This window comes from Streptomyces sp. A18 (assembly GCF_059026065.1).
In genome coordinates this window covers 22666-36359 of the sequence record NZ_JBWLKL010000006.1, presented here as the reverse complement: position 1 = coordinate 36359, position 13694 = coordinate 22666, and the positions used below count along the sequence as shown (strand labels likewise).

The window sequence follows — 13694 nt, the reverse complement described above, 5'->3', positions numbered from 1 at the left end:
GGGTTCCTCTCAGCGCCATTCGGGCGTATCCGCTCCCCAACGTCCTGGCGGGGACGCCCAGTTGACCGGACCGCCCGCGAAGCTCACCGGAGGCAGCGCGTAACGCAGTCGGCCCAGCGGGCCGTCCGTCCCGGTCAGCCAGGGGCCGGGACCCTCGTACGAGGCATCAGCTCGTCCGGGCTCGTCCGCGCCGTCCCCCGCCAGCAGCCACCCCGCCGTCCGCGCGAGAGCGAGCCGTACGCACCGGGTCCCGCCCTCGCCCGCCGTCCGCTCGGTGAGCGACCGCAGGACGGCCGCCGCGAGGAGATGGCCCGTGCCGTGGTCCAAGGCCTGGGCGGGCAGCGCGCCGGGCTCCTGTGCCCCCTCGGCCGCCGCGATCCCCGTGGCGACCTGCACCAGGCTGTCGAAACCGCGGCGCCCCGCCCACGGCCCGTACCAGCCCCACGCCGAGAGCTGCGCCACCATGACACCCGGGGCGCGTTCGGCAAGCGCCTCCGGGGTGAGCCCGAAGCGGTCGAGGGCGCCGGGCCGGTAGCCGGTCACGACCACGTCGGCCCGTGCGAGCAGCTCGTCGAACGTACGCCGATCGGCGTGGACCGCCAGATCGAGCGTCGTGGACCGCTTCCCGAATCCGGTGTCCGCGTGCTGGTCCGGGAGTTCGGGCAGCCGGGGCGGGTCCACGCGCAGCACGTCCGCGCCGAGCAGCGCGAGCGTGCGGGTCGCGACCGGGCCCGCGATGACCCGGGTGAGGTCGAGGACGCGGAGCCCGGCGGCGGGCAGCGCGGGGGAGCCGGTGAGGGCCGGGAGGGGCCGTGCGGGCCCCTCAGTGACCCGCTCGCGGCTCAGCAGCGGGCGCTCCGCCACCGCGACGCCCTGCGGGTGCGCGGCCCACTCCTGGGGCGTACGCAGGGCCACGGCGAGTCCCCCGGCGGCGTACACGGCGTCTTCGACGTCCAGGGAGGACCGCTCCGCGAGCCGCGCGGCCACGGCGTCCGCTGCGTCCGCTGCGTCCACGGAGGTGGCGTCGGAGAGCCCGAGCACGGCCAGCAGGGCCTTGCGGTGGTGGGGGTAGTTGGCGTGTGTCCGCACCCAGCCGTCTCCGGTGCGCCAGAAGCGGGACAAGGGCGCGAAGGTGGCGGGTGCGCGCCCGTCCACGAGCAGATGCCGCTCACTGGTGAACGCCGTGGCCACCGCCCCGTCGTCGACCCGCACCGCGGCCACGGCCTGTCCCGTACGGGCCGCTGTCAGCTCGGCGGCGGCCAGCGCGCAGGCTCCGACGCAGCCACGGGCCAGCTCGCGGACGGGGAGCCTCGCGGGCAGCGCGCCGTCCCGCACGACGGGCGTGACACGGGAGAGGAGCGCGGGGTCGCCGCCGAGTGCGGCCCAGGCCGCCCGCGTACCGGCCATCGGTGTGTGCGTCATGCATGCACTATGCCGCGTCGGTCAGTGCGTGGTGCCCGTTTCCTCGGCACGTGTATCCGCAGCGGCGTGCGAGGCCGCCGACCACCACAGCCTGATCGACTCCTCAGGGTGCGACGGCCGCAGCTCCCACCCCTGGGCGGCCGCGGCCTCGACCACGTAACCGCCGCCCACGCCGCGGTAGTCGCGCCACGGGATCTCGCACTCGACGGGCGGGCGCGTCTTGGGCGTTCGGGGAGCGGAAGCCTGCGTCGTCCAGCGGCCGATGACCTTGTCGACCCGGGCGCGGTAGTGGTCCGTGTCCCCTTCGTGGCGCAGCTCCGGCCAGGTCACGCACCAGTCGGGCAGTCCGAGACGATCCAGCATGCGGTCCGACAGGGCGTTCAGCTTCCTCTCGCCCGAGCTGCTGACCGCCTCGACGATCTCCGCGAGGAACAGGACCACGATGACCCCGGCGATCACCACCACCGCGAGCGCGCACCACAACGGCACGTAGGCGACCATGCAGACGAAACCGAGCACCAGCTGCCACCGGGGACGGACGGGCCACGGCACCCAGTGCTCCGTGCCGGAAACGACGAACCGGGAGTCCTTGTACTCGTACATGGAACGGGATCCTCTCGCGAAAGGCCGGGCGGCACGCGGCCGCCCGGCCCTACTCGCCTTGCGTGCCTGCTACTTCCGCACGGCGTCGAGCGCGTCGACGATGCCGCTTCCGTAGAAGCCGTTCTTGTTCTTGCCGCCCTCGCAGACGGCGTCGACCTTGCCGTCACCGTCCGGGTCGTACGGCTCCGTCGGGCAACCCGGGTTGTCGGCCTGCTTCTTGAGCAGCCGCTGGAGCTCGGCGGGGCTCGCCTTGGGGTGCGTCGACTTCAGGAGCGCGGCCACGCCCGAGGCGTGCGGCGATGCCATCGACGTGCCCTGGAGCCAGGCGAACTTGTTGCCCGGCATCGTGGAGAGGATGCGGCCGTCCTTCGACGGGGTGTCGCCCGGGATCTGGTACTTGTCGCCACCGGGGGCCGCGACGTCGATGACGCCCTTGCCGTACGTGGAGTAGTACGACTTGAGGTCCTTCACGCCCGTCGCGCTGACCGTGACCACGCCCGGCAGCTGCGTCGGCAGGTCGAAGCACTCGGAGGGGTCGATGGTGCGCGGCACCGGCGTCGAGTCGTCCGGGCTCGAGTCGTCCAGGATCTCGTCCGACGCGAGGTCGTGGTTGGAGTTGCCCGCCGACGCCAGGTTCAGGGTGCCCTTCTTCTGGGCGTACAGCTGGGCCCTGTTGACCGCGTCGACGATGGCACGCTGGTCCGGGTCGTCCATGCAGTTGTAGAGCCACGGGTCCACGTAGTAGCTGTTGTTCGTGATCTCGATGCCCTTGTCGGCGGCGAACACGAACGCGCAGACCACGCTCTCCGGGTAGAACAACTCGCTGACCGGGTCGGCCACCTTGATGCCCGCGACCTTCACGCCGGGCGCGACACCCGCGACGCCCTGTCCGTTGCGCGCGGCGGCGATCTCGCCGGCCACGTGCGTGCCGTGGTAGTGGTCCGGCTTCTCCGGGCGCCAGGCGCCGGGTGAGGTGTCCGCCTTGCCGCCGACGCAGTTCGCCGACTGCGAGGCCGAGAAGTTGGGCGCGAGGTCCGGGTGTGTGTCGTCGACTCCGGTGTCGATGACGCCGACGGTGACCTTCTTGCTGCCCGGGTTGATCTTCGCTGCCTTGTCGGCGCCGATCGCGCGCAGATCCCACTGGTCGGCCTCCAGGGGCTCCGCGTCCGGAGCGGCCTGCTGACCCTGCGACTTGGCCTCCGCCTTGGACACGAAGGACGGGGCGCCCTCTTCCGTGGTGCCCGCCGCCGTCAGGGGCGAGGTGCGGGTCGCGCCGGCGGACTGGACCCCCTTGACCTTGCGTATCTGCTTGCCGAAGTCGGGGTTGGCCGAGTGCGCGACGATGACGCCGATCTTCGGGTACGCGACGACGACCGAGCCGTCCGCCCTCGCGATCGCCTTCTTGACGTACGCGATCGTCTTGGAGTCCGTGCGGGTGTTGACGACGTACGCGAGCTTCGGGGCCTCGGCCTTCGCCGACGCGGTGGCGGGTGCGTCGACGGGGGCCGCGGTCGCGACGCCCGGAGCGAAGCCGACCGACGCCGCGAGCGCGATACCGAGGGGCACGGTGAGCGCGATGCGGCGTCTGGAACGCAGATGAGCCATGGGATCTCCACATCATCCGGATACGTGAACTGCCCGAGCACATCTGTGATCGGGCAGGTACATGACGGGTTGTACGGGGTGAAGCTATCCCCCGAACTCCCAGGCCAGCAATGGATTCCGGAAGAAAGCAGCGCGCTTCACCGCGCCGGGCGCGCCGCCGTGACGTTGAACAAGAAACAGAAGCAACATCGACCCCTGTCGGATCACGTCCCATGGCCTTAGCATCGCCATCCGTGGCTCACGTGATCCGCGTCACTGCCGGATCAGAGAGAGTCAATGGATCAGCTGTCCGTCCCCACCGCACCCGCACCACGAGGAGACTCCGTGGCCCCCGAAGCATCCCCACCGTCCAAGGACGGAGAAGCCCCCACTCCGCACGCGCCGACCACGGCAGAATTCCTCGAGGAGCAAGCGAGCCCCGAGTTCGGTGAACTCCGCAAGGCGCACCGCTCCTTCGCCTTCCCGCTCACCGTCGCCTTCATCGTCTGGTACCTCGCGTACGTCCTGCTCTCGAACTACGCGGGCGACTTCATGGGCACCAAGCTGTTCGGCAACATCAACGTCGCCCTGGTCCTCGGCCTCGCGCAGTTCCTGACCACGTTCCTCATCGCCTGGTTCTACTCGCGCCACGCCAACGCGAAGCTCGACCCCAAGGCCGAGGCAATCAAGTCCCGTCTGGAGGGCGGCGCATGAGCCCCGCGCTGAACACCACTGTCCTGGCCGCGACGTCCGACGCCTCCGAGCACCGGGTGCTGATCATCAGCCTCTTCGCGGCCTTCGTCGTCGCGACCCTCTTCATCACCGTGTGGGCCGGGCGCCAGACCAAGAGCGCCGCCGACTTCTACGCGGGCGGCCGCCAGTTCACCGGCTTCCAGAACGGCCTGGCGATTTCCGGCGACTACATGTCCGCCGCGTCCTTCCTGGGCATCGCGGGCGCCATCGCGCTCTTCGGGTACGACGGCTTCCTCTACTCCATCGGCTTCCTGGTCGCCTGGCTGGTGGCGCTCCTCCTGGTCGCCGAGCCACTGCGCAACTCCGGCCGCTACACGATGGGTGACGTGCTGGCCTATCGCATGCGCCAGCGTCCGGTGCGCACTGCCGCGGGCACCTCTACCATCGTCGTCTCGATCTTCTATCTGCTCGCGCAGATGGCGGGCGCCGGTGTCCTGGTCTCGCTGCTGCTCGGCATCACCAGCGACGCGGGCAAGATCCTGATCGTCGCCCTCGTCGGCGTCCTGATGATCGTCTACGTCACCATCGGCGGCATGAAGGGCACCACTTGGGTGCAGATGGTCAAGGCCGTGCTGCTCATCGCGGGCACCGTGCTGATCACCTTCCTGATCCTCCTGAAGTTCAACTTCAACGTCTCCGACCTGCTCGGCACCGCCGCCTCCAACAGCGGCAAGGGCTCGGCCTTCCTCGAGCCCGGCCTCAAGTACGGCGTCAGCAACACCTCGAAGCTGGACTTCCTCTCGCTCGGCATCGCCCTGGTGCTCGGCACCGCGGGACTGCCGCACATCCTGATCCGCTTCTACACGGTGCCGACCTCCAAGGCCGCGCGTAAGTCCGTGAACTGGGCCATCGGCATCATCGGCGCCTTCTACCTGATGACGATCGTCCTCGGCTTCGGCGCCGCCGCGCTGCTCAAGCCCGGCGACATCATCGCCTCGAACAAGGCGGGCAACACCGCGGCGCCGCTCGCCGCCCTGGAGATCGGCGGCGGCGGCGACTCGGCCGGCGGCGCGATCCTGCTCGCCGTGATCTCCGCGGTCGCCTTCGCCACGATCCTCGCGGTCGTCGCGGGCCTCACCCTGGCCTCGTCGTCCTCGTTCGCGCACGACATCTACGCGAACGTCATCCGCAAGGGCCAGGCCACCGAGAAGGAGGAGATGAAGGCCGCTCGCTGGTCGACCGTCTTCATCGGCATCGTCTCCATCGCGCTCGGTGCCCTGGCCCGCGACCTCAACGTGGCGGGCCTCGTCGCCCTCGCCTTCGCCGTCGCGGCCTCCGCGAACCTGCCGACGATCCTCTACAGCCTCTTCTGGAAGCGGTTCACCACGCAGGGCGCGCTCTGGTCCATCTACGGCGGGCTCGTGGCCGCGGTCGGCCTGGTGCTGTTCTCGCCGGTCGTCTCGGGCAAGCCCACCTCGATGTTCCCCGACGCGAACTTCGACCTCTTCCCGCTGGAGAACCCGGGCCTGATCTCCATCCCGCTGGGCTTCCTGCTCGGCTGGCTCGGCACGATGCTGTCGAAGGAAGAGCCGGACAAGGGCAAGTACGCGGAGCTGGAGGTACGGTCCCTCACCGGTACCGGAGCCCACTGATACCGTCCGGATCCGCCTGAACGCGCACGTCAGAGGCCGCGTCGTAGATCGTTGGTAGATCTCTACGACGCGGCCGTGCCGCTCCTCGTGGGATCGTGCCCCCGTCGATGTCAGTCCCGTCACGTAGGCTCGTTGGTATCTGAACCAGACTGGCTTGATCAGGATCAGGGAGGGGGCCCACGTGCTCATCGACACTTATGGCCGAGTGGCCACCGATCTGCGGGTTTCGCTGACGGACAAGTGCAACCTGCGATGCACGTACTGCATGCCCGAAGAAGGCCTGCAATGGCTGTCCAAGTCCGAGCTGCTCAGCGACGACGAGATCGTGCGCCTGATCCGCATCGCCGTGACGCAGCTGGGCATCACCGAGGTCCGCTTCACCGGCGGCGAGCCGCTCCTGCGCCCCGGCCTCGTCGGCATCGTCGAGCGCTGCGCCCAGCTGGAGCCGCGCCCCAGGATGTCCCTGACGACGAACGGCATCGGCCTCAAGCGCACCGCGGCCGCCCTCAAGGCCGCGGGCCTCGACCGGGTGAACGTCTCCCTGGACACGCTGCGCCCGGACGTCTTCAAGACCCTCACCCGCCGCGACCGCCACAAGGACGTCCTTGAGGGCCTCGAAGCGGCCCGAGACGCGGGCCTGACCCCGGTCAAGGTCAACACGGTCCTGATGCCGGGCCTGAACGACGACGAAGCCCCCGACCTGCTCGCCTGGGCCGTCGAGAACGAGTACGAGCTGCGCTTCATCGAGCAGATGCCCCTGGACGCCCAGCACGGCTGGAAGCGCGACGGAATGATCACCGCCGGTGACATCCTGCAGTCGCTGCGTACGCGCTTCGAGCTCACCGAAGAAGGCTCCGGCGAGCGCGGCTCCGCGCCGGCCGAGCGCTGGATCGTGGACGGCGGGCCGCATCGCGTCGGCGTCATCGCCTCCGTCACCCGCCCGTTCTGCTCCGCCTGCGACCGCACCCGCCTGACGGCCGACGGCCAGGTCCGCACCTGCCTGTTCGCCACGGAGGAGACGGACCTGAGGGCCGCCCTGCGGGCCAATGGGGAGGACAGCGCCGACGACGCAGCCGGCTCGGACGAGGAGATCGCGCGCATATGGAAGCTCGCGATGTGGGGCAAGAAGGCGGGCTCTGGCCTCGACGACCCGACGTTCCTGCAGCCGGACCGCCCGATGTCGGCGATCGGCGGCTAGCTCTCCGGGGCTTCCCAGTCGGCGAGGGGCACGGTGTCCTTCAACATGCCGCGCACACCGAGGAATTGAGAGAGGTGCTCGCGGTGTTCCTCACACGCGAGCCACGTCTTGCGGCGCTCCGGAGTGTGGATCTTCGGGTTGTTCCACGCGAGCACCCACACCGCGGCGGCGCGGCAGCCCTTGGCGGAACAGATCGGTGTTTCGTCGCTCACGAGTAACGTCCAAGTGCGTTCAAAACAAGGCGACGCCGAGCAGCCACGGGGGGAGCTGCCCGGCGTCGGTCTGTCGCTCCGACGGGGGATGCGGAGCGCGTACGAAGTATGTCACGGGGGACCCGGTGCCTGGCACCGGAACTACATGATTGATCTGAGCTTTTCTTGAGCTTGGCGCAACGTCGACGGTCACTTCTGGTGGCCGGACGGGGCGCCCGGCCCGTCCGGCGCGGGGCCCGCGCCGGCTTCCGGGAAGGGTTCCGCGGACTCGTCGTGCGCCGTCGGCGGCGCGATCATCGGCCGGGACGGCGCCGGTACGAAGGTCGACGGCAGCGAAGGCACGCTCTCCCGGCCCGCGTTGGCGATCACGACGGAGATGTACGGAAGGAGGATGCCGAGCACCAGGGCGACAAGGGCGACATGCCGCTCGACGTTCCACAGCACTGCCGCGGCAATGACCGAAAGCGTACGGATCGACATCGAGATCACGTACCGGCGCTGCCTGCCGCGCACGTCGTCCGCGAGACCCTGTCGGGCCCCTGTGATCCGGAAGACCTGGGCGCCGCTCTGCTTCCGCATCACATTCCACCGCCTGCTCACAAGAAGCCGGGCGCTCCCCGGCCCGGACGCGCTCCACGTTACGCCGCGGCTGCGCAGCCTTCGAGACCGGGGCAGGTCTGTTCTGGGTGTCCTGTCTGCGTCATGACACGTATGGGCGTGCCCGACATGCGCCGTATGGAGGATCGGCCGAGACTGACCGTAATGCTCATGTTGAGCCGGATGAGGAGGCAGCTATGAGCTGGTTGTGGGCCATCGTCGTCGGATTCGTGCTGGGGCTGATCGCCAAGGCGATCCTGCCCGGCAAGCAGCACAGTCCGCTCTGGCTGACCACGATCTTCGGCATCATCGGCGCGATCATCGGCAACTCGCTTGCCTCTGGGTTCGGCATCGATGACACCAAGGGAATCGACTGGGGTCGACATGCCCTGCAACTTGTGGCGGCCCTCGTCGTCGTGGGCGTCGGAGACATGCTCTACAAGATGATCAGGGGCAATAAACAGCGCGCCTGACCTGCGGGAACGCGGCACGCGAGAGGGGCCGGTCCATAGGGGCCGGCCCCTCTCGCGTGCAAAGGAACGCGGGTCAGCCCGCGGTGAGCTCGACCGCCGCCAGGTTCTTCTTGCCCCGGCGGAGCACCAGCCAGCGCCCGTGCAGGAGTTCGTCGCGGGACGGTACGGCGTCCTCGGACGCGACCTTCGCGTTGTTCACGTAGGCCCCGCCCTCCTTGACCGTGCGCCGGGCCGCGGACTTGCTCGCCACCAGGCCGACCTCCGCAAGGAGGTCCACCACCGGGCCGAGCTCACTGACCTGGACACGCGGCAGCTCGGAGAGGGCCGCGCCCAGCGTCGCCTCGTCGAGGTCGCCGAGCTCGCCCTGGCCGAAGAGCGCCTTCGACGCGGCGATGACCGCGGCGCACTGGTCGGCGCCGTGCACCAGCGTCGTCAGCTCCTCGGCGAGCGCGCGCTGGGCCGCGCGGGCCTGCGGGCGCTCCTCGGTGAGCTTCTCGATCTCCTCGAGCTCCTCGCGGGACTTGAAGCTGAGGATGCGCGAGTACGTCGTGACATCGCGGTCGTCCACGTTCAGCCAGAACTGGTAGAACGCGTACGGCGTGGTCATCTCGGGGTCGAGCCAGACGGCGCCGCCCTCGGTCTTGCCGAACTTGGTGCCGTCCGCCTTGACCATCAGCGGCGTCGCGATCGCGTGGACGCCGGCGTCAGGCTCCAGGCGATGGATCAGGTCGATGCCCGCCGTGAGGTTGCCCCACTGGTCGGATCCGCCCTGCTGGAGCGTGCAGCCGTAGCGCCGGTACAGCTCCAGGAAGTCCATGCCCTGGAGCAGCTGGTAGCTGAACTCCGTGTACGAGATGCCCTCCTGGGACTCCAGGCGCCGGGCCACGGAGTCCTTGGTCAGCATCTTGTTCACGCGGAAGTGCTTGCCGATGTCCCGCAGGAACTCGATCGCGGACATGCCCGCGGTCCAGTCCAGGTTGTTGACCATCAGCGCGGCGTTCTCGCCCTCGAAGGACAGGAACGGCTCGATCTGCGAGCGCAGGCGGGCCACCCAGTTCGCGACCGTCTCCGGATCGTTCAGGGTGCGCTCGGCCGTCGGCCGCGGGTCACCGATCTGACCCGTGGCGCCGCCCACCAGGGCGAGTGGTCGGTGCCCGGCCTGCTGGAGGCGGCGCACCGTGAGGACCTGCACCAGGTGCCCGACGTGCAGGCTGGCCGCAGTGGGGTCGAAGCCGCAATAGAACGTGACGGGGCCGTCCGCGAGCGCCTTGCGCAGTGCATCTTCGTCAGTGGACAGGGCGAAAAGCCCGCGCCACTTCAGCTCGTCGACGATGTCCGTCACGGTCTTGTGTCTCCTTGAAAGGCTGCTGGGAAAAGCTTCCGGCCGGTACCGGTTGGTACCGGCCAGTCTATGGGCGTCACACGCCTTGGCTGACCGAGCTCATGTTGAAGTCGGGGATGCGCAGGGCGGGCATCGCGGCCCTGGTGAACCAGTCGCCCCACTCCCTGGGCAGCGTCTTTTCCGTGCGCCCGGCCTCCGCGGCCCGCGAGAGCAGGTCCACCGGCGACTCGTTGAAGCGGAAGTTGTTCACCTCGCCCACGACCTCGCCGTTCTCGACGAGATAGACGCCGTCGCGGGTGAGCCCGGTGAGCAGCAGGGTGGCCGGGTCGACCTCGCGGATGTACCAGAGGCAGGTCAGGAGAAGCCCGCGCTCCGTGCTCGCGACCATCTCCTCCAGGGAGCGGTCGGTGCCGCCGTCCAGGATGAGGTTGTCGATGGCCGGGGCCACCGGCAGGCCGGTCAGGGAGGCGCTGTGCCGGGTGCTGGTCAGATGCGCGAGCTCGCCCGCGCGTACCCAGTCGGTGGCGGCCAGCGGAAGCCCGTTGTCGAACACGGACGAGTCGCCGCCCGACGCGTGCGCGAGCACGAACGGGGCGGACTCCAGGCCCGGCTCGTTCGGGTCGCTGCGCAGCGTCAGGGGCAGCTCGGCGAGCCGGTCGCCGACGCGGGTGCCGCCGCCAGGCTTGGAGAACACCGTCCGCCCCTCGGCCGCGTCCCGGGCCGAAGCCGACCACAGCTGGTAGATCAGGAGGTCCGCGACGGCGGTCGGCGGGAGCAGCGTCTCGTACCGCCCCGCGGGCAGGTCGATGCGCCGCTGGGCCCACCCCAGACGCTTGGCGAGCTCCGCGTCGAGCGCCGTCGGGTCGACGTCCTTGAAGTCCCGGGTCGCGCGCCCCGCCCACGCCGACTTCGTGCGGTCCGGGGACTTCGCGTTGACCTCCAGGGTGCCGCCCGGCTGGTCGTGCCGCAGGCGCAGCCCCGTCGACGTACCGAGATAGCTCGACACGAGTTCGTGGTTCGCGAAGCCGTACAGCTCACGCCCGCCCGCGCGGGCCGTGGCGAACGCCTCGCCGAGCGCCGGGGCGAAGTCCGCGAAGACCGCGGAGGACGTCTCGGCGGGCGCGTCCCTGAAGTCCGCGGACTCCTTCGCCCCGGCCACCAGCGGCTGCGCGTCCTCGGCGGGCCCTGCCCCGCGCGCGGCGTGCTCGGCCGCCCGCACCAGCGGCTCCAGCTCGTCCTTGGTGACGGCCGAGCGCGAGACGACGCCGGATGCGGTGCCTTCCTTGCCGTCGACGGTCGCGACGACGGTGAGGGTGCGGCCGCGGGTGACGCCGTTCGTGGTCAGGGAATTGCCCGCCCAGCGCAGGTTCGCCGTCGAGTGCTCGTCGGCGATGACGACGCAGCCGTCGGCCGTGGACAGTTCGAGGGCGCGCTCGACGATCTCGTGCGGCTTGTTCGAACCGTTCGTGCCGTTCGTACGAGAGGTCATCGCCCTGCCTCCTGCGTCGTGTTGAGGATGTTCACGCCTCGGAACAGGGCCGAGGGGCAGCCGTGCGAGACCGCCGCGACCTGGCCCGGCTGGGCCTTGCCGCAGTTGAAGGCGCCGCCGAGGACGTACGTCTGCGGGCCGCCGACCGCCGCCATCGAACCCCAGAAGTCGGTGGTCGTCGCCTGGTACGCGACATCGCGCAGCTGGCCGGTGATGCGGCCGTTCTCGATGCGGTAGAAGCGCTGCCCGGTGAACTGGAAGTTGTACCTCTGCATGTCGATCGACCAGGACCGGTCGCCCACCACGTAGATGCCCCGGTCCACACCCCCGATCAGGTCCTCCGTCGAGAGCCCGCCGGGATCCGGTTGGAGCGACACGTTCGCCATGCGCTGCACCGGCACATGGCCGGGGGAGTCCGCGTACGCGCAGCCGTTCGAGCGGTCGAAGCCGGTGAGCTTCGCGATCCGCCGGTCCAGCTGGTAGCCGACCAGGGTGCCGTCCTTCACCAGGTCCCAGGACTGCGCGGCCACGCCCTCGTCGTCGTACCCGATGGTCGACAGGCCGTGCTCGGCGGTCCTGTCGCCCGTCACATTCATGATCGACGAGCCGTACGCGAGCTTGCCGAGCTGGTCGAAGGTGGCGAACGACGTCCCCGCGTACGCCGCTTCGTAACCGAGCGCGCGGTCGAGCTCGGTGGCGTGGCCGATGGACTCGTGGATGGTCAGCCAGAGGTTCGAGGGGTCGACGATCAGGTCGTACGAGCCCGCCTCCACGCTCGGCGCCCGCATCTTCTCGGCGAGGTGCTCCGGGATGCGCGCGAGCTCCGCGTCCCAGTCCCAGCCGGTGCCGGTGAGGTACTCCCAGCCGCGCCCGACCGGCGGCGCGATGGTCCGCATCGAGTCGAACTCGCCGCTCGTCTCGTCCACCGCGACCGCGTTGAGCTGCGGGTGCAGGCGCACGCGCTGCTGCGTGGTCACCGTCCCCGCCGTGTCCGCGTAGAACTTGTTCTCGTGCACGGTGAGCAGCGAGGCGTCGACGTGCGAGACGCCGTCGGCGGCGAGGAGCCGGGAGCTCCACTCGGCGAGCAGCCCGCTCTTCTCCTCGTCCGGCACGGAGAACGGGTCGATCTCGTACGACGAGATCCAGGTCTTCTCCGCGTGTACCGGCTCGTCGGCCAGCTCCACCCGCTCCTTGGAGCCCGCCGCCTTGATGACCTTCGCGGAGAGCTTGGCCATCGCCACGGCCTGGGACGCGACCTTCGCCGCCGCGTCCATCGTCAGATCGACGCCCGAGGCGAACCCCCAGGTACCGCCGTGCACCACGCGGACCGCGTAGCCGAGGTCCGTGCTGTCCGACGTGCCGGACGGCCTGGCGTCCCGCAGCCGCCATGACGCGCTGCGTACCCGCTCGAGGCGGAAGTCCGCGTGGTCTGCGCCCAGGGCACGCGCGCGGGCGAGGGCGGCGTCGGCGAGAGCCCGCAGCGGCAGCGCCGTGAAGGCTTCATCGATGGAATGAGGCACGGATGTCTCCCTGCTGTCGGCACCGGTCGGTCAGATCATGTCGCGCGTGAGGGCCCGGCGGCCAGAGATTTCTGTAGGGACCCGACAGTGAGTCCGGTACGCCACTGTCGGTGGTCGATTCTCCGTATGGAGCACCGTACCGATAGGTTTTCGAGGTACCAGACCGCTATCGAAAGGGTGATCCGTTGAGCCGCTCGGTTCTCGTCACCGGAGGAAACCGGGGCATCGGCCTCGCCATCGCCCGCGTCTTCGCCGACACCGGCGACAAGGTCGCGATCACCTACCGCTCGGGTGAACCACCCCAGGAGCTTGCCGAGCTCGGAGTCCTCGCAGTCAAGTGCGACATCACCGACACCGAGCAGGTGGAGCAGGCCTACAAGGAGATCGAGGAGAAGCACGGTCCGGTGGAGATCCTGGTGGCCAACGCCGGGATCACCAAGGACCAGCTCCTCATGCGCATGTCCGAGGAGGACTTCATGTCCGTCCTCGACACCAACCTCACCGGCACCTTCCGTGTCGTGAAGCGCGCCAACCGCGGCATGCTGCGCGCCAAGAAGGGCCGCGTCGTGCTGATCTCTTCCGTCGTTGGTCTGATGGGTGGTCCGGGGCAGGCGAACTACGCCGCCTCCAAGGCCGGTCTGGTCGGCTTCGCGCGTTCCCTGGCCCGTGAGCTCGGGTCGCGCAACCTCACTTTCAACGTCGTGGCGCCCGGTTTCGTCGACACCGACATGACCAAGGTGCTCACGGACGAGCAGCGGTCGAACATCATGGCGCAGGTGCCGCTCGGCCGTTACGCGCAGCCCGAGGAGATCGCCGCCGCGGTGAAGTTCCTCGCCTCGGACGACGCCTCGTACATCACTGGAGCCGTCATCCCCGTTGACGGCGGATTGGGCATGGGTCACTGATCAC

General features: G+C 69.6%; 13 protein-coding genes. 5 read left to right on the top strand and 8 right to left on the bottom strand.

All coding sequences use genetic code 11. The features are described 5' to 3' along the window. Positions 1–9: 9 nt before the first annotated feature. From AC5P1C_RS12060 to AC5P1C_RS12050, 3 genes are all read right to left on the bottom strand, one after another. Positions 10–1422 (bottom strand): CoA transferase, encoded by a 1413-nt coding sequence (locus tag AC5P1C_RS12060; protein WP_493865754.1) that lies wholly within the window; start codon positions 1420–1422, stop codon positions 10–12. A gap of 21 nt (positions 1423–1443) precedes the next feature. Further along, complete coding sequence (locus tag AC5P1C_RS12055) at positions 1444–2025, bottom strand: hypothetical protein (RefSeq protein ID WP_493865753.1); 582 nt, start codon at positions 2023–2025, stop codon at positions 1444–1446. A gap of 69 nt (positions 2026–2094) precedes the next feature. Beyond that, positions 2095–3630, bottom strand: a complete 1536-nt coding sequence (locus AC5P1C_RS12050) for a S8 family peptidase (RefSeq protein ID WP_493865752.1) — start codon at positions 3628–3630, stop codon at positions 2095–2097. A gap of 324 nt (positions 3631–3954) precedes the next feature. Between AC5P1C_RS12050 and AC5P1C_RS12045 the strand changes: the two genes are divergently transcribed. The 3 genes from AC5P1C_RS12045 to moaA all read left to right on the top strand — a co-directional run bounded on the left by AC5P1C_RS12045 (position 3955) and on the right by moaA (position 7152). Continuing rightward, positions 3955–4323 (top strand): DUF485 domain-containing protein, encoded by a 369-nt coding sequence (locus AC5P1C_RS12045; protein WP_493865751.1) that lies wholly within the window; start codon positions 3955–3957, stop codon positions 4321–4323. Beyond that, entirely contained in the window at positions 4320–5954 is a 1635-nt protein-coding gene (locus tag AC5P1C_RS12040; RefSeq protein WP_493865750.1) for a monocarboxylic acid transporter, read from the top strand. The genes AC5P1C_RS12045 and AC5P1C_RS12040 overlap by 4 nt, the downstream gene beginning before the upstream one ends. Before the next feature lie 181 nt (positions 5955–6135). Continuing rightward, the gene (gene moaA, locus AC5P1C_RS12035; RefSeq protein WP_493865749.1) at positions 6136–7152 is read left to right on the top strand and encodes a GTP 3',8-cyclase MoaA; all 1017 of its coding nucleotides are present in this window, start codon (positions 6136–6138) and stop codon (positions 7150–7152) included. On the opposite strand, the gene AC5P1C_RS12030 is transcribed toward moaA, so the two are convergent. Then, a complete protein-coding gene (locus AC5P1C_RS12030; protein ID WP_493865748.1) occupies positions 7149–7364 on the bottom strand; it encodes a hypothetical protein in 216 nt (71 codons plus the stop codon). The two genes, moaA and AC5P1C_RS12030, sit on opposite strands and share 4 nt — an antisense overlap. A gap of 189 nt (positions 7365–7553) precedes the next feature. Further along, on the bottom strand, positions 7554–7943 hold the full coding sequence (locus AC5P1C_RS12025; RefSeq protein ID WP_493865747.1) for a DUF3099 domain-containing protein: 390 nt from the start codon (positions 7941–7943) through the stop codon (positions 7554–7556). 215 nt (positions 7944–8158) lie between these two features. On the opposite strand from AC5P1C_RS12025, the gene AC5P1C_RS12020 reads away from it, so the two are divergent. Beyond that, the gene (locus tag AC5P1C_RS12020) at positions 8159–8434 is read left to right on the top strand and encodes a GlsB/YeaQ/YmgE family stress response membrane protein (protein ID WP_493865746.1); all 276 of its coding nucleotides are present in this window, start codon (positions 8159–8161) and stop codon (positions 8432–8434) included. A gap of 73 nt (positions 8435–8507) precedes the next feature. Here the strand turns inward: AC5P1C_RS12020 and tyrS are convergent, their stop codons facing one another. The 3 genes from tyrS to AC5P1C_RS12005 form a co-directional block, all read right to left on the bottom strand. Then, positions 8508–9776 carry a tyrosine--tRNA ligase gene (tyrS, locus tag AC5P1C_RS12015; RefSeq protein ID WP_493865745.1) on the bottom strand — a complete coding sequence of 423 codons (1269 nt, stop codon included), beginning with the start codon at positions 9774–9776 and terminating at the stop codon, positions 8508–8510. A gap of 76 nt (positions 9777–9852) precedes the next feature. After that, positions 9853–11265: a metallopeptidase TldD-related protein gene (locus AC5P1C_RS12010; protein ID WP_493865744.1), complete on the bottom strand. Its 1413-nt coding sequence runs from the start codon at positions 11263–11265 to the stop codon at positions 9853–9855. Continuing rightward, entirely contained in the window at positions 11262–12785 is a 1524-nt protein-coding gene (locus tag AC5P1C_RS12005) for a TldD/PmbA family protein (RefSeq protein WP_493865743.1), read from the bottom strand. Before AC5P1C_RS12005 ends, AC5P1C_RS12010 begins: the two co-directional genes overlap by 4 nt. A 185-nt stretch (positions 12786–12970) precedes the next feature. On the opposite strand from AC5P1C_RS12005, the gene fabG reads away from it, so the two are divergent. Further along, complete coding sequence (gene fabG, locus AC5P1C_RS12000; protein ID WP_493865742.1) at positions 12971–13690, top strand: 3-oxoacyl-[acyl-carrier-protein] reductase; 720 nt, start codon at positions 12971–12973, stop codon at positions 13688–13690. Positions 13691–13694: the final 4 nt, after the last annotated feature.

What these genes read in the sequence shown, in the direction of transcription:
- AC5P1C_RS12060 (WP_493865754.1), bottom strand. Translation starts at nt 1,422, where the DNA reads ATGACGCACACACCGATGGCCGGTACGCGGGCGGCCTGGGCCGCACTC.
- AC5P1C_RS12055 (WP_493865753.1), bottom strand. Translation starts at nt 2,025, where the DNA reads ATGTACGAGTACAAGGACTCCCGGTTCGTCGTTTCCGGCACGGAGCAC.
- AC5P1C_RS12050 (WP_493865752.1), bottom strand. Translation starts at nt 3,630, where the DNA reads ATGGCTCATCTGCGTTCCAGACGCCGCATCGCGCTCACCGTGCCCCTC.
- AC5P1C_RS12040 (WP_493865750.1), top strand. Translation starts at nt 4,320, where the DNA reads ATGAGCCCCGCGCTGAACACCACTGTCCTGGCCGCGACGTCCGACGCC.
- AC5P1C_RS12025 (WP_493865747.1), bottom strand. Translation starts at nt 7,943, where the DNA reads ATGCGGAAGCAGAGCGGCGCCCAGGTCTTCCGGATCACAGGGGCCCGA.
- AC5P1C_RS12020 (WP_493865746.1), top strand. Translation starts at nt 8,159, where the DNA reads ATGAGCTGGTTGTGGGCCATCGTCGTCGGATTCGTGCTGGGGCTGATC.
- AC5P1C_RS12010 (WP_493865744.1), bottom strand. Translation starts at nt 11,265, where the DNA reads ATGACCTCTCGTACGAACGGCACGAACGGTTCGAACAAGCCGCACGAG.